Here is an 18,428-nt window from a genome sequence, read left to right on the forward strand (position 1 = left end):
CGCCGTGGACTCTCGGTGCCACGTCATACGGTACGGTCCGATTCGCGTTATGGCACTAGATATTTGCCAAGAAGCCCCCACGAAAGGCATCCGCATGACCCACGGCCAGAGCGTCGACCGCGACCTACTTCAGTCCGGGCAACAACGCCTCGACGCCCTGGGACCTCGATTGACCGGCACTGACGCGCATCATGCGGTGGTCGAGGAAGTCGCCCGCGAATTCGTGGATCTCGGGCTCGAGGTACACCGTGATTCGCACACCTTCGAGCGTTGGGATCTACCTCAGCGTGCCGACGGACTGCGCATCGAACTGCCGACCGGACCGGTGCGAGTCTCGTCCGCATTCCCCTACTCCGGACTCACCGGACCGGCTGGGATCACCGCACGTCTGGTCTACCTGAATGCCAAGCGCCCCTCGTGGTCGAAGGCCAAAGGTGCTATCGCTGTGATCGAGGTTCCCCACGTCGACCTCCCGCGCTCGCTGCTGGTGAGTGAGTGGGGACCGATGGTGACGGACGAGACCCTGCGCAATCCGGTGCTCTCCGCGACGCTGTTGGGGCCGAAACTCGAGAAGGCCCGCAAATCCGGTGTCCTCGGCGTGATCGCGGTGTGGCGTGGCATTGCGCCGGACAACGCTCTGGGACAGTATCTTCCGTTCACCCAGCCATATCACGATATTCCGGCAGTGTGGGTGGCGGGTGACGAGGGCGCACAGGTAATTGCTGCCGCCCATTCCGGTCAGCAGGCGACTCTCGTATTGGACGCAACCTTGCATCCCGGAACAACAACCGACACCGTCTGGGCCGTCTCCCCCGGCACTTCACCATCGGAAACGATTCTGGTCATCACACACAGCGACGGGACGAACGGGGTCGAGGAGAACGGCCACCTCGGCATGATGGAGTTGGCTCGCCATGCTGTTGCGCAACCGCATCGACGGTCGTACGTGTTTGTTCTGACCACCGGTCACCTGCGTATTCCCGCGGTGTCCGAACACGGACAGGCAACGTCGACGTGGCTGGAGGCCCACCCCGACATGTGGAAAGGCGAAGCGGGCCAGGCACGCGCGTTGGCCGGGATAGCAATCGAGCATCTGGGCGCTCTCGGCGACACCGAGGACACCGTACTCGGCACCTATACGTTGGACGCGACCCCGGAACCGGAACTGCTGTACGCGACGAGTCGGGAAGTCCACGATATCGTCGCACCGCTGTGGCGCGACATCGGTAGCGGCGACCGTCGAATCGTCGCCCCCGGCCCCGTCATTCATTTCGGTGAGGGTGAACCGCTGTTCGAGCGCAAGATTCCGGCTGTCGCGTTGGTGACCGCGCCGCAATACCTGCTGGCGTTGCGCGAACCGGACACAGCCACACACGTGGACATCGATGTTATGGCGCAACAGGTCCAGAGCTTCCGCGATCTACTCGACGCCCTCGACGCAACGGACTCCGCAGCGTTCGGCTCGGTAGTCGGGCGGACGGTGTTCGCGAAATTCTCGGCATTGTTGAAGCTGATGCAGATCCTGAAAAAAGCAAAAACCGCTGTGCGCCTTTATTAACCGACCGCGGTTAACAAAGGCGCACAGCAGTTTGTCCTACTTGTCGTGAATGATCACGCCACGGATGTTCTTACCGTCACGCAGATCCTGGTAGCCCTGGTTGACGTCTTCGAGGCTGTACGTGTTGGTGATCAGTTCGTCGAGCTTGAGCTGACCCGCATCGTAGAGACGCAGCAGGCGCACGATGTCGTACTGCGGATTCATGGATCCGAACAGCGTGCCCTTGATCGTCTTCTGGTTCAGCGTCAGGTCGGTACCCGACACGTGAACGGTCAGCTTGGCAGGATCGGCGAGTCCCGTGATCACCACGGTGCCGCCCTTGCCGATTACGGCCGTCGCTGCACTGACGACGTCCTCGTCGACGGTGCCGACCAGAATGAGCGCGGCGTCTGCGCCCTGGCCCCACGTCAATTCGTTGACCTTGACGGCAGCACTCTCGGCGTCCGCAAAGGCATGGGTTGCACCGAATTTCAGTGCGGTCTCCCGCTTGAGCGCAACCGGGTCGACCACAACGACGTACTTGCAGCCCGCCGAAACGGCGCCCTGGACCGCGTTGATACCGAGGCCACCGATGCCGTAGATCACTGCGGTGTCACCGGCGCGGAGGTTACCGGCGTTGACGGCGGTTCCCCAGCCAGACGGCACACCGCAACCGACGACCACTGCGGTCTCCAAGGGAAGCCAGTCGTCGATCTTGACGACCGAGTGCTGCGAGATGGTGGCCCGCTCGGAAAATGTTCCGAGCATACACATTCCGCCGAAGTCCAGGCCGTTGCCATGGAACCGGAAGGACCCGTCCGGCATGGAACCTTCGAGGATGGTGGCGCCCATGTCACACAGGTTCTGACGACCGGTCGAGCAGTAGCGGCACGTGCCGCAGTTCGGGATGAAGCTACACACGACGTGATCGCCCGGCTTAACCTTCGTGACGCCGGGTCCGACCTCTTCGATGATGCCCGAGCCTTCGTGCCCACCGACAATCGGGTAACGCGGCGGGAGATCACCGTCGGTCAGGTGCAGATCCGAATGGCACAGTCCGGCAGCGGTGTACTTGATCAGTACCTCACCCACGCCCGGGCCGTCGAGGTCGAGTTCCATGATCTCGAAAGGCTTTCCGGGCTCGAGCAGTACAGCAGCTTTGGTCTTCACTGGTGATCTCCTTGATTGTCGGACGAGAGAATGAGCGATGGGGTCGGTCAGAGGGCGATGTTGACGGCCTTGGTCTGGGTGTAGAGGTCGATGGCGGATGCGCCGAGTTCGCGGCCCCAGCCGGACTGCTTGTATCCGCCGAAAGGCATCGCGGTGTCGAAGCCGTTGTACTGGTTGATCCACACCGAGCCGGCCTTGAGGCGCTTTGCCGTGCGGTGGGCCTTGGAAATGTCACGGGTCCAGATGCCTGCGGCCAGGCCGTAGATGGAATCGTTTGCGGCAGTGATCGGTCCGTCGTCCGCGTTGAACGGCAGTGCCGCCACGACGGGTCCGAAGATCTCCTCCTGGACGATCGAGAACTCCGGCTTGACGTCGACAAAAACCGTCGGCTCGACGAAGTAGCCCTGATCGCCCCAGCGGTTGCCGCCGGTGAGTGCGCGTGCGCCGTCGGCGATTCCCTCGCGAAGGTATCCGGTGACCTTGTCGAACTGCTCCTGCGACACCAGCGGCCCGAGCTGGGTGGTGGGATCGAGGCCCGGTCCGATCTTGACCTGGCTGGCGGCGTGGGCAACCGCTTCGGTGAACTTCTCGAAGATGGAGTCCTCGACGTACAGCCGGGTTCCGGCGACGCAGCACTGACCGTGGTTGAACAACCAGGCGTTGAGCGAACCCTCTACCGCAGCATCGAAATCCGCGTCGGCGAACACGATATTGGGACTCTTGCCCCCGAGCTCGAGGGTCACCTTCTTGAGGTTGCCCTTGGCCGCGTCAACGATCTTCTTGCCCACCTCGGTCGAACCGGTGAAAGCGACCTTGTCGACGTCGTCGTGACCGGACAGTGCCGCGCCGGCGTCACCGAAGCCGGGAACGATGTTGACAACTCCGGGCGGGAAGCCGGCTTCCTCGAAGACCTCGGCAAGAAGCAGAGCGGTGAGCGGAGTTTGCTCGGCCGGCTTGAGGATCACGGTGTTGCCTGCGGCAAGTGCTGGGGCAAGCTTCCACGACGACATGAGCAGCGGGAAGTTCCACGGCACGATCAGACCACAGACTCCGATCGCCTCACGCAGTGTGTATGCGTGGAACTCGCCGCCGGGAGAGAAGGGCATGGACACGTTGACCGTGCTGCCTTCGATCTTGGTGGCCCATCCCGCGTAGTAGCGGAAAACGTCTGCGGCCCAGGCCACGTCGACTGCTGTGGCGATCGCGACGGACTTGCCGTTGTCGAGAGCTTCGAGCTGGCCGAATTCTTCGGCGCGGGCACTGAGGATGTCGCCGACGCGCCAGATCATCCGCTCGCGCTCGTTTGCCTTCATGCGCGACCACGGTCCGTCTTCGAAAGCTGTGCGGGCAGCGCGTACTGCGCGATCGATGTCTTCGGCCTGGCCGTGCGCCACGTCGGTGAGCTTCTGCCCGTCAGCCGGGTTGTACGTCGAGAAGGTCTGACCCGAAGCGGCATCGACGAATTCGCCGCCGATGTAGAGCTTTTTCGGTCCGTTCAGGAATCCCTGTACCGCGGAACTGATGGTGTGCTCGGCTACTGCCGTCATCGGAAACTCCCTGAAGTAGTGAGGTGCGAATGTGATGCACGCCATACTTCCGCGCTTCCGCGGGTGCTAACTGTCCGAACTTTGTACAACTGAGTTCGGACAGCAACTTAGACAGTGATGTCGAGTGCCCGCATCCGCGTGTACAGGGTGCTTCGGCTGATACCGAGTTGCGCCGACGCGTGAACCTTGTTGCCGCCGCAGTCTTTCAACGCTCCGATGATCGCCTGACGCTCCGCTTTCTCCCGTCCTGCCAACCGCGACACCTTGGTGGTCGTGCGATAGTCCTCAGGCAGGTCGGTGACGTCGATGCGATTGCTCGCGCGATCGCCCGCGGCGCGATACAGCACAACTCTCAATTCGGCGAGATTGCCCGGCCAACTGGCCGCTGTGAGCGCCTCGGCAGCACTGGCGGTCAACCTCAGTTCGGGCGAGATCCCTTCCAGCATCGCCTGCGCCAACTCGGCAATCTCGGCTTGCCGCTCGCGCAGTGGGGCGATGACAACTCTGGAAGCGCAACGCGAGAGCAACGCCGCGATGGTCGGCGGTAGGTCTGCTACTGCTCCACTGGTCATAACGATCCTCGGCCCCTCAGCGCTGGCGTCGATCAAGTCCGCGATCATGGGCAACACCGAATCGGGAAGCAGCTGCACCTGTTCGATCACGACAACACCCGAGCGCCTTCGGGCAGCTCGCACGAGATCGGTGACCCATTGCTCACGGCCGTCGAAGGCGATTCGCGTGGCATCGTGCCAACTGGCGTCGACGCTCCCGACCACGTCCGACGCTGCCGAAGTTCGACCGGAACCTGCTTCACCCGAGATGGCAACTGCGGACGACGACGCCCGCGCCCGCATCAGATCGCGGCGCAGTCGTTCCCCCGGAGACGGAGTCCGCTCGTGCGTTCGACGAATTGGCGCCCGCTCACGCTGGAGTGGTTCGACCAGGAAAAGCGCTCCACCGTCGGCGCCGGAAATTCTGTCGGCTTGGACTCGCGCGAGTGCACCGGACGCCAATTCGACTGTTACCAATCTCGATTGGTCCGGGTTGAGGTCGGCGATCAAAGACCGGAGCGATACATGGTCTGCGGTGTCCAGCAGATCCAACGCCGTTCGGTTGCTCAGCAAAATGTCGTCGCCGATGGCCGCGACGGCAATGTTGCGCTGATGCGACACTCTCTGGAATGCGTCGACCAACCGCTGCTCCGACGCTTTCGATCCCTCGAGTAGGCGCTTCTCGATGTCCGCCGCTGCCCGCGCAAGGAACGGCGCGAACAGCGGGTTAGCTTGCGAGACAATACCGGTCATGTCGAGAATGCCTTCGACCCGGCGAGTCACCGGGTGCAGAATCGGCTGTCCGTAGCAACTGAGACCTTTGAGGCTGTCGAGGAAATGCTCCTCGCCGTGGATCACCACGGCTCTCCCCACCTCGAGCGGCGTACCGAGGGCGTTGGTGCCGGCATGTTCTTCACCGAATCGTGAACCGTTGACTACACCCAAACGCTCGATTGTCCGCTCGACCAGACGGTCCGAGTACACCGACGCGATAACGCGGCACTCCCGATCTGCCAGCAGGACACAGAATCCGGTGCCCGCGAGCTGCTGGGCAACTTCGTCGAGCACCGGAGTAGCCGCGCGCAGCAACCGGCTCTCGGCGTCCTGGTCGGCGGTATCCACTGCGATTGCCGCGGACGGGTCGACTCCGCTGAGCCGCGAGCGTTTCCAGGAAAGCGCGATCTCGGGCCGAACCGGATCGCGAGTTCCTGAAGAATCGAACACGACTCAGCCCTGCCCGATCAGTTCCATCGCCTGTTCGCGCATCGCGATCTTGCGCACCTTTCCGGTGACGGTCATGGGGAATTCGTCGACGACATGCACGTACCGCGGAATCTTGTAGTGCGCCAATTTACCTGTGCAGTAGGCACGTACGGCGTCGGCGTCCAGTTCGCGTGCGCCCTCGCGCATCCGAATCCACACCATCAACTCCTCGCCGTACTTGGCGTCGGGCACGCCGATCACCTGCGCGTCGAGGATGTCGGGGTGGGTGTAGAGGAACTCCTCGATCTCACGGGGGTAGACGTTTTCGCCGCCGCGAATAACCATGTCCTTGATCCGTCCGGTGATCGCGACGTACCCGGCCTCGTCCATGACACCGATGTCGCCGGTATGCATCCACCGGGCAGCGTCGATCGCCTCCGCAGTCTTTTCCGCGTTCTCCCAGTACCCGAGCATGACCGAGTACCCGCGCGTGCACAGCTCGCCTGGTTCTCCGCGCGGCACCGTCAATCCCGTTGCCGGGTCCACGATCTTGATCTCGAGATGCGGTCCGACGCGTCCGACCGTCTCGGTTCGCTGCTCGATGGAATCATCCGAACGGGTCTGAAGTGACACAGGAGACGTCTCGGTCATGCCGTAACAGATGGATACCTCGGCCATCCCCATGCGATCGATGACCTGCTTCATCACCTCTACCGGGCAGGGTGAGCCGGCCATGATTCCGGTTCGCAGGCTCGACAAGTCGAATGTATCGAATTCGGGCAAGGCCAGTTCCGCGATGAACATCGTCGGCACACCGTAGAGGGAGGTGCATTTCTCCGCTTGCACAGCCTCGAGTGCCGCACTCGGATCGAAGGCCGGACCCGGAATAACCATGGCGGCACCGTGACTGGTGCACGCGAGGTTGCCCATCACCATGCCGAAGCAGTGATAGAACGGCACCGGAATGCAGACGCGGTCGAGTTCGGTGTAGTGGCACAACTCGCCGACGAAGTAGCCGTTGTTGAGAATGTTGTGATGACTGAGCGTCGCACCCTTCGGGAAACCGGTAGTGCCCGAGGTGTATTGGATGTTGATCGCATCGTCCGCAGACAACGCAGCCTGCGCAGCGGCGAGAGGAGCCGGATCGCTTGCCTGCGCCGCCAACCCGTCCGCCAGCACGCTGTCCCACTCGGGTGAACCGAGCAGGATCACCGACGTCAGATCAGGGCACTGCGGCCGCACCGTCTCGATCATCGACGCGTAGTCCGACGTTTTGAAGCTGGCCGCAGACACCAGTGTCGAGATTCCGGCCTGCTCGAGCACGTACTGCAACTCATGCGAGCGATACGCCGGATTGATGTTGACCAGGATCGCGCCGATCTTTGCCGTCGCATACTGCGTGAACGTCCATTCCGGACAGTTGGGAGCCCACATCCCCACCCGGTCGCCCTTCCCCACACCACGGGAAAGAAGTCCGGCAGCGAGCCCGTTCACCTGCTCGGCGAACTCCCGGTACGTCCATCGTCGACCGCTGGCATGGTCGATCAACGCATCACGGTCGCCGTGCGCGGCAACCGTGCGATCGAGATTGTCTCCGATGGTGTCGCCCAGCATCGGACCGTCCCATACTCCGGACGTATAGCTGGGCAGCGGCGTACTCATGTGTTCTGTCCTCTCCGGTTGCCTGTTCAGGCACCTATGAGAGGGGCCGCCGCAGCGGACCCTCTCATCTACGAATTTACTCGATTCGGTGTGATGCACGACATACTTCCCGGTGCGGGGTGTCCGTAACTGTCTGAAGTCCGGACACCCCGCCCGACAACTGTCCTTACAGTGCGTGGTCCTTGGTCTCGACGAGCGCCCAGGTGCAGACGAGACTCACCACACCGAGGATTGCGAGCATGATTCCGATGGCCATGCTCCCGTAGGCCGAGGCCAGCGGGGCGGCGATCAGCGGCGGCACTGCGCCACCGAGCACTCCGGCGAGGTTGTAGCCGAGGCCGGCACCGGTGTAGCGGTAGCGGGTCTGGAACATTTCCGGGAGCAGTGCGCCACACGGGCCGTAGGCGATTCCGAAGATCATCAGAGTGCCGAACATTCCGAGGATGAATGCAAGAGGAGTTCCGGTATCGAGGAGCGGGAACAGAATAAGTGCCCACACCACAGCCAGACCACACGAGATCATGATGACCTTGCGACGGCCGATCCGGTCCGAGTACAGCGCGGAGACGATGATCGCGGCGCCGAAGACAAAGGCGGACGCAATACCGACGGACAGGACGAACGGGCGGGAGAATCCGAGCGTCTTGGTGCCGTAGCTCGTGAGGAATGCCGTACCCATGTAGAAGAAGGCAAACAGGCAGGCCAGCGCACCGGCCGAGAGGAGAATTTCCTTGGTCTGGAAACGCCATGCATCCAGGAACGGGAGGGTGCGAGGTGCTTCGTTCTTCTCCGCTGCGACGCGATCAGCTTGCTCCGCCTTGAAGACCGGAGTTTCTTCGATTGCGAGGCGCATGTAGAGGCCGATACCGACGAGCACGATGGAGAACAGGAACGGGATTCGCCAGCCGTAATCGAGGAATGCCTGGTTGGTGTCGCCGAGAACTGCGCCGGTGATGAGGAACGTGCTGCTCGAGAGAACAAAAGCAATGGCCGGGCCGAGTTGCGGGAACATGGCGTAGAGGCCGCGTTTGCCGGGCGGGGCGTATTCCGCGGTGAGCAGGGTTGCGCCCGCCCATTCACCACCGACTGCAAATCCTTGACCGAAGCGCAAGAGCACCAAGATGATCGGAGCTGCAACACCGATTGTGTCGGCGCCGGGCAGCAAACCGATGAGCAGCGTCGAAATACCCATCAGCAACAGAGTGGAGATGAGCGTCTTCTTGCGACCGATGCGATCTCCGAAGTGCCCGAACAACATTGCGCCGACCGGCCGTGCGATGAAGGCAACGGCAAAGGTCGCGAACGACGCCACTGTGCCGGCAGTGGCCCCGAGCGCCGGAAAGAAGACCGTCGGAAAGACAAGCGCCGCAGCGGTTCCGTAGATGAAGAAGTCGTAGAACTCAATGGTCGTGCCGATACAACTGGCGATGGCAACTCGCCGCACACTCGTTGTCTTCGCGGGGGCTGCCGCAGTGCCTGCGGCACTCGATCCCCCTGCTGGAGAGACTGTGGTCACTCGATTCCTCCGTGGTCCGGTGGTGTTGCCCTGTGGGCTTCACCGTCGATAAGAGGAAAGGTAGTGATCCGGCTCACCCCCCACTACCCCCGAAAGGGGGTGAGGGGTGATGCGCATCACGCTTCATGTCCTGAAGTAACGAGTTTCACTTCGCCGTGACACGACGAAGGCCGTCCGACTCCCTGGGGGAGACGGACGGCCAACTGTGAGAAACTACGCTCAGTTTTCCGACTTGCCAGCCGCCTCGCACAACTCCTGGCGGATCTCCACCCACACCGTGGCGTACGAGTCGATTCCCTGTTCCGCAATCCACTTCGACTCCCCCGCTTGAACTTTCGCAAGCGCGTCGGAGAACAAGTCCTGATACCGCGACAGGCGCGGAACAAACGCGGACAGATCATCGAACACGTTGGACGCGCGGCGATCCAGCTCTGCCAGCGACGCGGCGTCAGCACTGGCGAGGAGAGCTGAGAATTCCTCGTCCAACGGCAGGAAGGCTTCGAGGACCTCGAGAATCGAATCCTCGTCGATGGACACGCGCTCGGCATCGAGCTGATCGTTCAGCTCGGCGAGACCCTTGTCCGTCAGACTGATCTCATTGTCGCTCTCCACGGCCTTACCCTGTTCGACCAGGGCGTCGTACGCGGCCTGTCCGGATGCCGCACTCACTCCCAGGTGCTCGGCAAGAACACCCGACCCGACGCGTTCCTTGAGCCGCACCGACTGAAGCAGCGCCAATTCGTCCACGTTGCCGGCAAAGGCCATCGTTCTCTCCTCATCACGTGCCGCCTTGGCGGCTCTCACACTGGTGCGACATACCGAAACAGAATCGCAAGCCCTGACGGGCTCGACAGCAATCACATCACAGGAGCGGCCACACCAGCGCTGCTACCTGCGACCAGCGGCAAATCCGACGCAGCGGCTTTACCAGGCATACGGTATCTTTGGCGCGTGAAACCGCACCTTGTGTCCGTGGTAATCCCTGCGTATAACGCCATGGACCACATCGGCGAACAGCTGACCGCGCTTTCCTCGCAGGATTACGAGGGAGCACTCGAAGTCGTCGTTGCCGACAACGGTTCCACCGACGGACTCGCCGCGTACATCGCGACCCATCCGTCTACCGATGCCCTTTCCCTCCGCCTGGTGGATGCGTCGGCCGGACGGGGCGGCGGCTACGCGCGCAACGTCGGGGTTGCCGCATCCAGTGGCGATTTCATCGCATTCTGTGACGCAGACGATCGCGTCCACCCGTCGTGGCTCAGTGCGATCGTCCGCGCCGCCGAGAACTCGGATGCCGTTGGCGGAGTGGTCGAAACCGCGTCGATCAACTCGAGTGAGGTTGCCACGTGGCGCACTTTCACCGGAACACAGTTCGGCAGTGAGGATTTCCTCCCCTACGGCATCACCTGCACCTTCGGCATCTGGCGCGCAGCATTCGACAAGGTCGACGGATTTGACCTCCGATACGTCAATTCCGGTGAGGATATCGACCTTTGCTGGCGCCTGCAGTTGGCCGGCATGACGCTGGCACACGCACCCGATGCCGTGGTTGCCTACCGTCTTCGTGACACGTACAGCGGAACGTGGAATCAAACCCGCGCCTACGGAATCGCCACGGCGCAGTTGTACTCACGGTTCCGCCAACACGGTCAGCGCCGGACTGCTCCTCGTATCGTCGCCGCGACCCTGCTTGCACTGTTTCTCTTCAACCCACTTGTACCCCAACGGATCTGCCCGATGCCTCGCGGTAGGTGGTTCGTCCACGCCGGCAATCTGGTGGGGAAGGTTCAGGGAAGCATCAGATATCGAGTGCTCTTCATCTGAGCACTGTTCTGGGCACTACTCGAGGGTCAGCACCTCACCCGATGCCAACTGGTCTGCCCGCGACGTGTCTTTGAGGTCTACACCGGAACGCCCCAGCTTCCGGGCACCGGCCACCAAACCCGCGACAACGCGGGCTGCCTGCTCGTAGCCCAGACCTTCCGGTGGATGGATATTGGAGATGCAGTTTCTGTCCGCGTCAGTGCGTCCGATTCGAGGAAGATGGGTCAGATAGATCCCGACGCTGTCGGCAACCGAGAGTCCGGGCCGTTCGCCGATCAGGACCACCGCAGTCTGCACACCCATCGCCGCCGCGATGTGATCACCCAACGCAACCCTCGCATTGGTCGCGATGACGGGCGGCGCAATCGAATACGTCGTTCCCAGCACGGCAACAAGCGCCGCGAGCAACTGCTCACCGTGATCCATGAGGGCGCGCGGTGAAAGTCCGTCCGCGAGAATGAATCCAATGTCCTGGTCCGACGTTTCGATCGCACGCAGATCAGCCGGCCGGCGTCCCAAATCGGGTCGGCGTAAGTACTCGCTCCGGGTGGACGCACCGCTGGTGACCACCACGGGCGCTCCGATTCCGACGGCTTCGACCCGTCGAGCGAGAATCTCAGAATCGAGCGGTACGTGAACGGCATCCCGCGCGGCAGCGTGAGCGGCTTTGAACTCGAGCACTCGTGTGGTGGGCAACGAATCTCCGGTGCGGCCCAACCCGATTCGAGACTGTGTTGTCGAACGGAGCGGACTCCAGAAATCGACAACCGGTGCCGCGTCGTCGCTCATCGGTTCACCGTCAGTGCTCGCAGCGGCGAGAGGGAGGCGTCTACCGGCAATAATCGTCCATCTCCGTCCGTCATCCCCAATCCGTGCAGCCATGCCTCGAACTCCGGGGCAGGTTGCAGCCCCAACACCCGGCGCACGTACAACGCGTCGTGGAATGCCAGACTCTGATACCCGAGCATCACGTCGTCCGCCCCGGGAACCGCGATCACAAATGCCGCACCCGCCACGCCGAGCAGGGTCAACAGGTTGTCCATGTCATCCTGGTCGGCCTCGGCGTGGTTGGTGTAACACACGTCAACGCCCATCGGCAGTCCCAGCAGTTTGCCGCAGAAATGATCCTCGAGGCCCGCTCGGATGATCTGTTTACCGTCGTACAGGTACTCAGGCCCGATGAATCCGACGACGGTGTTGACCAGGAGTGGTTCGAGGTCGCGGGCCACCGCGTACGCGCGCGTTTCGAGAGTTTGTTGATCGACGGGAGCGCCGCCGGTTCCGAGGTGAGCGCCGGAACTGAGCGCCGAACCCTGCCCGGTCTCGAGATACATGACGTTGTTCCCGACAGTCCCCCGGTTCAAGGACCGACCGGCTTCGTTACCTTCTCGGAGCAGCGGAATATTCACTCCGAAGCCGGAATTGGCGCCTTCGGTGCCGGCAATCGACTGGAAGACGAGATCGACCGGTACACCGGATTCGATCAGTCCGATCGTCGTGGTCACGTGGGAGAGCACGCAGGATTGTGTCGGAATCTCGAATCGCTGCCGGATGTCGTCGAGGAGGTGCAACAGGTCCGATGTGGCCTGCGGAGAGTCCGTTGCCGGGTTGATCCCGATGACGGCGTCGCCGCAACCCAGGAGGAGACCGTCGAGCGTGGCCGCGGCGATTCCCCGCGGGTCGTCGGTGGGATGGTTGGGTTGTAGCCGGGTGCTCAGCCGACCAGGCAGACCGATGGTGGTCCGGAAGCCTGCGGTGACGTTGATCGCCTTCGCGACCGCAATCAGATCCTGATTACGCATGATCTTGCTGACCGCCGCTACCATCTCCGGGGTCAAGCCAGGACTCACCGCCGCAAGTTGTGCCGCGGCACCTGGCGCCGACGCAGTCTCGAGGAGCCAGTCCCGCAAGCCGCCGACGGTCAGGTGCGCGATCGGTTGGAATGCCAGACGGTTGTGACTGTCGATGATGAGCCGAGTGACCTCGTCGTCCTCGTACGGAACCAGGAGATCTTCCAGAAATACTTTCAACGGAAGATCTGCCAGAACCCACTGGGCAGCAGCGCGTTCCGCGTCGGAGTGCGCCGCGCAACCGGCCAGTTCGTCACCTGATCGAAGTGGTGTCGCCTTGGCCATGAGGTCGACGAGACTCTCGAACGAGTAAGTCGTGCCCGAAACCTGTTGGTGGTACATGCTCATTCCAGTTCTTCTTCCGCCTGTGCAAGTACAGCAAACTCCTCGTCCGGCGAGTTGGCAACAAGATGATGTCGACTGTAGAGACCAAAATAGGCCATGAGAACACCGAACGCGACGAGCGTGAGAAGTGCTGCGATCGGATCGACCAGGAACGTGGCGACCACGGATATCGCTGCGACGACAAGAGCAAATGAAGTGGTGGCAATTCCGCCGGGAGTCCGATACGGACGGGGCATGTTCGGCTCCCGCTTGCGAAGCACGATGTGGCTCACCATCATCAGCACGTAGCTGACAGCCGCGCCGAACACCGCCATGTTCAGCAACATCGCGCCTTCTCCGGTGAGCGACAGGGCAAACCCGATGACTCCGGGGACTACGAGCGCAAGTGTCGGGGCCTTGCGTTTGTTCGTCACCGACAGGTTCTTGGGCAGGTATCCGGCACGCGAGAGCGCAAAGGTCTGACGGGAGTACGCGTACATGATCGAGAAGAAACTCGCGACCAGGCCGGCGAGCCCGATGTAGTTGACAACCTTGGCGGCGCCACTGTCACCGAGCGCTTCGACCAGCGGGTTTCCGGACGTGGACAACGCGTCGGCACCCAATGCGCCCGTCGCCAGGAAGAGAACGGCTGCGCCCGTGACGATCAGGATCAGCATGCTGATGATGATGCCGCGCGGGACGTTCTTCTCCGGCTCGCGCGCTTCCTCAGCTGCGAGCGGAACACCTTCCACCGCAAGGAAGAACCAGATCGCGAAGGGAACTGCCGCCCAGATTCCGATCAAACCGAAGGGCAGGAACGACGACGACCCGGCCGCGGAAGTATCGACGGCGATGTCGGTGAGACTCGACGAATCGAACAGTCCCACAGCGGAAACCGCAAAGACGACAAGGCCGACGAGAGCAATGGCGGTAATCACGAACATCGCCTTGAGCGCCTCACCGGCACCGGTGAGGTGAATGCCGATGAAGATCGCGTACACCGCGAGGTAGACCCACCAACCGTCGGTGATTCCGAACAGATTGAGCGACTCGACGTACGCACCGATGAACGTCGCGATGGCGGCCGGTGCGATGGAATACTCGATGAGAATCGCAGTGCCGGTGGCAAATCCACCCCACGGACCCAAGGCGCGACGGGCGAACGTGTACCCGCCACCAGCAGCCGGGAGAGCCGACGACATCTCGGCCATGCCCAGCACCATCGCCAAGTACATGCCGGCGATGACAACGGCAGCAATCAACAGACCACCGAATCCGCCCTCGGCCAGTCCGTTGTTCCATCCGGCATAGTCGCCGGAAATCACATAGCTGACTCCCAATCCGGCCAGCAGCACCCATCCTGCCGTGCCTTTGCGGAGTGTTCGTTTTTCGAGATACGAATTGTCTTCTGCATGAAAATCGGCGCCGTCGTGGTGCGCGCCCGTCGACTTGTCCGGCACGTGCTCGGAAAGAGACATGTCCATCCTCTGAATCGGTCAAGAATACAACGACGCCAGTGCCCGGCGCCGCGTGGCTCAACAGTATGGGTGAGAAGTAACTGGCAATCGCCGCGGCGATGACGGGACTGTAAAACGCTCAGGCTCGGCCGGCCATGCCCGGAACCGGGCAAGCGTCCACCGCTTCGGCCACAACCTGAGGAACTGTTGGCGGAAGGGGACGCACCCCGGCCTCCCACTGCGCGCCGACCAAGATCGCGGACGAGTTGAGCGCATCGTTCTCTTGCTGCGTGAAAGCCCGTGCTCGACTGAGGAATCGGAACCCTTCAGGAGACTCCAGACTGAAACCGCTGCCGCGACCGGGCACAACGTCCAGAACCAGCTGGGTATGCTTCCACGCTTCGAATTGGGATCCGGAAATCCAGACCTGAACGGCATCCGTACCCGCGGGCAGGTCGACCGGAACCTCACCGACCCCAAGTCGCAGATCGATGACGCCGAGCAGTACGTCACGGTCACCGACGATGAATTCGCCTGCGGGATAACACATCGGTGCGCTGCCGTCACAGCATCCACCGGATTGGTGCATCATCAGTTCGCCGTGGTTTCCGCTGAGGCGGCGCAGAAGATCAGCCGCCCCAGCGGTAGTCACGAGACGGGGTGGAACGACGCCTGCCGTGTCATCAGTTGCGGTGACATCAGTAGCGTCCATTCCAGCCTCCGTGTGTTCGTATTCTCGTGTTGTCTTTACCTGGTGCGCGAAGCGAGGATCAGAAGAATCCCTGAGCCTTCTGCGCGTAGCTGACCAGGAGGTTCTTGGTCTGCTGGTAGTGCGAGAGCATCATCAGGTGGTTCTCGCGACCGATACCGGACTGCTTGTATCCACCGAAGGCGGCATGTGCCGGGTACTGATGGTACGTGTTGGTCCACACTCGGCCGGCCTGGATGTCACGGCCCGCACGGTAGGCAACTCCACCATCACGCGACCAGACGCCGGCGCCGAGACCGTAGAGGGTGTCGTTGGCAAGTTCGATGGCCTCGTCGTAATCCTTGAAGGACGTGACGGATACGACCGGGCCGAAGATCTCTTCCTGGAAGATGCGCATCTTGTTGTTGCCGGTGAAGACCGTCGGCTGCACGTAGTAGCCGCCGGAGAGGTCGCCGCCCAGTTGAGCCCGCTCGCCGCCGGTGATGACCTTGGCGCCTTCGGCCTTGCCGATCTCGATGTAGGACAGGATCTTCTCGAGCTGATCGTTGCTGGCCTGCGCGCCGATCATGGTGTCGGTATCGAGCGGATCACCTTGGCGCACAGCCTTGGTGCGGATGGCAGCCATTGCGAGGAAGTCGTCGAAAATATCTTCCTGGATCAACGAACGCGACGGGCACGTGCAGACCTCGCCCTGGTTGAGCGCGAACATCGTGAAGCCTTCGAGCGCCTTGTCCTGGTAGTCGTCGTTGGCGGCGAGCACGTCGGAGAAGAAGATGTTGGGGCTCTTGCCACCGAGTTCGAGGGTGACCGGGATCAGGTTCTGCGACGCGTACTGCATGATCAGGCGTCCGGTGGTGGTTTCACCGGTGAACGCGATCTTCTTGATGCGCGGGCTCGATGCGAGCGGCTTGCCGGCCTCGACGCCGAATCCGTTGACGATGTTGAGAACACCGGCAGGCAGCAGGTCACCGATGATGCCGATGAGGTGCAGGATCGAGACGGGCGTCTGCTCGGCAGGCTTGAGGACGATGGCATTTCCGGCAGCAAGTGCGGGAGCCAGCTTCCACACGGCCATGAGGATCGGGAAGTTCCACGGAATGATCTGACCGACTACACCGAGCGGCTCGTGGAAGTGGTACGCCACGGTGTCGGAGTTGATCTCCGAGAGCGAACCTTCCTGTGCGCGAATCGCTCCCGCGAAGTAGCGGAAGTGGTCGATGGCAAGCGGGATGTCCGCGTTGAGGGTTTCACGAATCGGCTTGCCGTTGTCCCAGGACTCGGCAAGCGCGATGGATTCGAGGTTCTCCTCCATGCGATCGGCGATCTTGTTCAAGATGATTGCGCGCTCGGCAACAGAGGTCTTGCCCCAGGCCGGTGCCGCCGCGTGTGCTGCGTCGAGAGCGAGCTCGATGTCTTCCGCGGTGGAACGTGCCACGTCGCAGAAGTTCTGTCCGGTCACCGGCGTCGGATTCTCGAAGTACTGACCCTTGACCGGAGCAACCCATTCGTTGCCGATCCAGTTGTCGTATCGAGACTGGAAGGACATGATCGCGTCGGCGGTACCTGGGCGGGCGTACACGGTCATTGCAAGCTCCTATGTAAACGTGATCTTCCTGGGCACAGTCCCGAGATCGGTGACTGCAGTCCCACCCCCCGGTGGGGTGTGATTCACAACACTAGGAGTTGCAACGTTGCAACTACGTTGCGTCGGTGCAACGCGCCCGTTCGGTCGGTGCAACGCGCCCGTTCCTCAGAGGCCGAGTTGCCGGTCCAGAAGATCAATTTTTGCCTTGACCTGCGAATACAGTGCAGATTTCGGGTCGAGTGTCGACAGATACGCCTCCCAGACGACCGAATCCTCCCGGCCATGGACCGAGGTGGTCCACTTGGCGAGAAGGTTGGCGTCGCCGCCGCGAAGAAGCGCGGCCTGAACCCGAGTGCGCAGTTCGTCCCGGATTGCATCGATGCCCGGAGCGGTGGATCCACTCAGGACCGGGCCGGAATACAAGCGCAAGGCCGTCGCTGCGTCACCGCGATCCAGAGCCTTGCGGACGTCGTCGACGTCGGTGGCGAACTCGGTAATGATGCGATAGGGCCTCGACGCCAACCGATCGGCGCCGAAAACCTTACGAAGGCGAGACATCTCGGCGCGAACAGTGACACCGTCCAATTCACCTTCGTCGAGGAGAACCGCAAGGTGATCGGCGCTGAGCCCTTCCGGATGTTCCGCGAGCAGAAGCAGGATCTCGGCGTGACGTTGTGAGACCGGAATCCGCTCACCGCCACGTACGAGAGTCGGCCGTCCGCCGCCGAACGTCTCCAGCCTCGGAGCTGAGGCAGTGAGCGGGATCGGCGAGTTGAGCAGGTGGAACCGCAGTTCCGATTCGGCGGCGGCCACCGTCGCACGAATCAACGACAACACTTCCGGGACGGCAACCCGAGGTCCACCGGTGATGTCGATGGCGCCGAGAATCTGTCCGGTCGTGGGGTCGTGGACAGGCGCGGCCGAACAACTCCAGTCGTGCACGGTGCGGTTGAAATGCTCCGAACCGAAAATCTGTACCGAATGATCGAGCGCGAGTGCCGTCCCCGGAGCATTGGTGCCGACGCGGTCTTCACTCCAGTCGGCGCCTTCGACAAAATTCATCGACAGTGCCCGATCCTTGGCGGCGCTGTCGCCCTCCACCCAGAGCAACCGACCGTGTGCGTCGCTGATCGCGATCAGCAGGCCTGTATCCGCTGCATCCTCTACCAGCAGTTTTCGAACCACCGGCCGGATGAGAGACATGGGATGGGACGAGCGATAACTCTCGAGATCCAGCCCCTCGAGCATCTCCGGAGCACCGACGACGTCAGGATCGACGCCCTTGTTTCGACTACGCATCCAGGATTCGAGCACAACGGACCGCACGCGCGAATCGTCCGCTATTGCAGCCCCGTCGTGGGCATCGATAAAGGATTGATGGGCACTCGACAGTCGACGTGCCAGCACCGCTACGTCATCTCCGGGCCGCACTGCTACCCACGGGTTGCCGTACACAGCCTGTTCACGTGCCATATTCTGCGTTCCTCCGC

Annotated in this window: 14 protein-coding genes; 2 read left to right on the top strand and 12 right to left on the bottom strand. The window is 62.1% G+C overall.

The window, feature by feature from the left end; all coding sequences use genetic code 11:
• The first annotated feature begins 94 nt into the window (after positions 1 to 94).
• A complete protein-coding gene (locus R4P64_RS27565) occupies positions 95 to 1,558 on the top strand; it encodes a hypothetical protein (RefSeq protein ID WP_317823420.1) in 1,464 nt (487 codons plus the stop codon).
• A 36-nt stretch (positions 1,559 to 1,594) separates the two neighbouring features.
• Here R4P64_RS27565 and R4P64_RS27570 read toward each other — a convergent pair whose 3' ends face one another.
• The 6 genes from R4P64_RS27570 to R4P64_RS27595 form a co-directional block, all read right to left on the bottom strand.
• Complete coding sequence (locus R4P64_RS27570; protein ID WP_033236951.1) at positions 1,595 to 2,707, bottom strand: NDMA-dependent alcohol dehydrogenase; 1,113 nt, start codon at positions 2,705 to 2,707, stop codon at positions 1,595 to 1,597.
• A 47-nt stretch (positions 2,708 to 2,754) separates the two neighbouring features.
• Positions 2,755 to 4,254 carry an aldehyde dehydrogenase family protein gene (locus R4P64_RS27575; RefSeq protein WP_092801901.1) on the bottom strand — a complete coding sequence of 500 codons (1,500 nt, stop codon included), beginning with the start codon at positions 4,252 to 4,254 and terminating at the stop codon, positions 2,755 to 2,757.
• Between the two features lie 107 nt (positions 4,255 to 4,361).
• Positions 4,362 to 6,029 (bottom strand): sigma-54-dependent Fis family transcriptional regulator, encoded by a 1,668-nt coding sequence (locus tag R4P64_RS27580; RefSeq protein WP_317823421.1) that lies wholly within the window; start codon positions 6,027 to 6,029, stop codon positions 4,362 to 4,364.
• Between the two features lie 3 nt (positions 6,030 to 6,032).
• Positions 6,033 to 7,670: an AMP-binding protein gene (locus R4P64_RS27585; protein WP_317823423.1), complete on the bottom strand. Its 1,638-nt coding sequence runs from the start codon at positions 7,668 to 7,670 to the stop codon at positions 6,033 to 6,035.
• Positions 7,671 to 7,836: 166 nt separating this feature from the next.
• Complete coding sequence (locus R4P64_RS27590; protein WP_045070869.1) at positions 7,837 to 9,186, bottom strand: MFS transporter; 1,350 nt, start codon at positions 9,184 to 9,186, stop codon at positions 7,837 to 7,839.
• A gap of 219 nt (positions 9,187 to 9,405) precedes the next feature.
• Positions 9,406 to 9,951, bottom strand: a complete 546-nt coding sequence (locus R4P64_RS27595) for a hypothetical protein (RefSeq protein WP_033236954.1) — start codon at positions 9,949 to 9,951, stop codon at positions 9,406 to 9,408.
• 186 nt (positions 9,952 to 10,137) lie between these two features.
• Here R4P64_RS27595 and R4P64_RS27600 point away from each other — a divergent pair, with 186 nt between their 5' ends.
• A complete protein-coding gene (locus tag R4P64_RS27600) occupies positions 10,138 to 11,013 on the top strand; it encodes a glycosyltransferase (RefSeq protein ID WP_317823424.1) in 876 nt (291 codons plus the stop codon).
• 15 nt (positions 11,014 to 11,028) lie between these two features.
• On the opposite strand, the gene eutC is transcribed toward R4P64_RS27600, so the two are convergent.
• The 6 genes from eutC to R4P64_RS27630 form a co-directional block, all read right to left on the bottom strand.
• The gene (gene eutC / locus R4P64_RS27605) at positions 11,029 to 11,802 is read right to left on the bottom strand and encodes an ethanolamine ammonia-lyase subunit EutC (protein WP_095886672.1); all 774 of its coding nucleotides are present in this window, start codon (positions 11,800 to 11,802) and stop codon (positions 11,029 to 11,031) included.
• Positions 11,799 to 13,211, bottom strand: coding sequence for an ethanolamine ammonia-lyase subunit EutB (locus R4P64_RS27610; protein ID WP_092801741.1), 1,413 nt, complete (start codon positions 13,209 to 13,211; stop codon positions 11,799 to 11,801). The genes eutC and R4P64_RS27610 overlap by 4 nt, the downstream gene beginning before the upstream one ends.
• Entirely contained in the window at positions 13,208 to 14,671 is a 1,464-nt protein-coding gene (gene eat / locus R4P64_RS27615; RefSeq protein WP_411742711.1) for an ethanolamine permease, read from the bottom strand. The genes R4P64_RS27610 and eat overlap by 4 nt, the downstream gene beginning before the upstream one ends.
• Positions 14,672 to 14,783: 112 nt before the next feature.
• Entirely contained in the window at positions 14,784 to 15,356 is a 573-nt protein-coding gene (locus R4P64_RS27620; RefSeq protein WP_033236960.1) for a DUF779 domain-containing protein, read from the bottom strand.
• A 58-nt stretch (positions 15,357 to 15,414) separates the two neighbouring features.
• Positions 15,415 to 16,938: an aldehyde dehydrogenase gene (gene adh / locus R4P64_RS27625; RefSeq protein WP_033236961.1), complete on the bottom strand. Its 1,524-nt coding sequence runs from the start codon at positions 16,936 to 16,938 to the stop codon at positions 15,415 to 15,417.
• Between the two features lie 165 nt (positions 16,939 to 17,103).
• Positions 17,104 to 18,411: a helix-turn-helix domain-containing protein gene (locus R4P64_RS27630; RefSeq protein ID WP_033236962.1), complete on the bottom strand. Its 1,308-nt coding sequence runs from the start codon at positions 18,409 to 18,411 to the stop codon at positions 17,104 to 17,106.
• Positions 18,412 to 18,428 lie beyond the last annotated feature (17 nt).

The sequence above is a fragment of the Rhodococcus sp. IEGM 1366 genome, from assembly GCF_033142425.1.
Taxonomy (GTDB): domain Bacteria; phylum Actinomycetota; class Actinomycetes; order Mycobacteriales; family Mycobacteriaceae; genus Rhodococcus_F; species Rhodococcus_F globerula.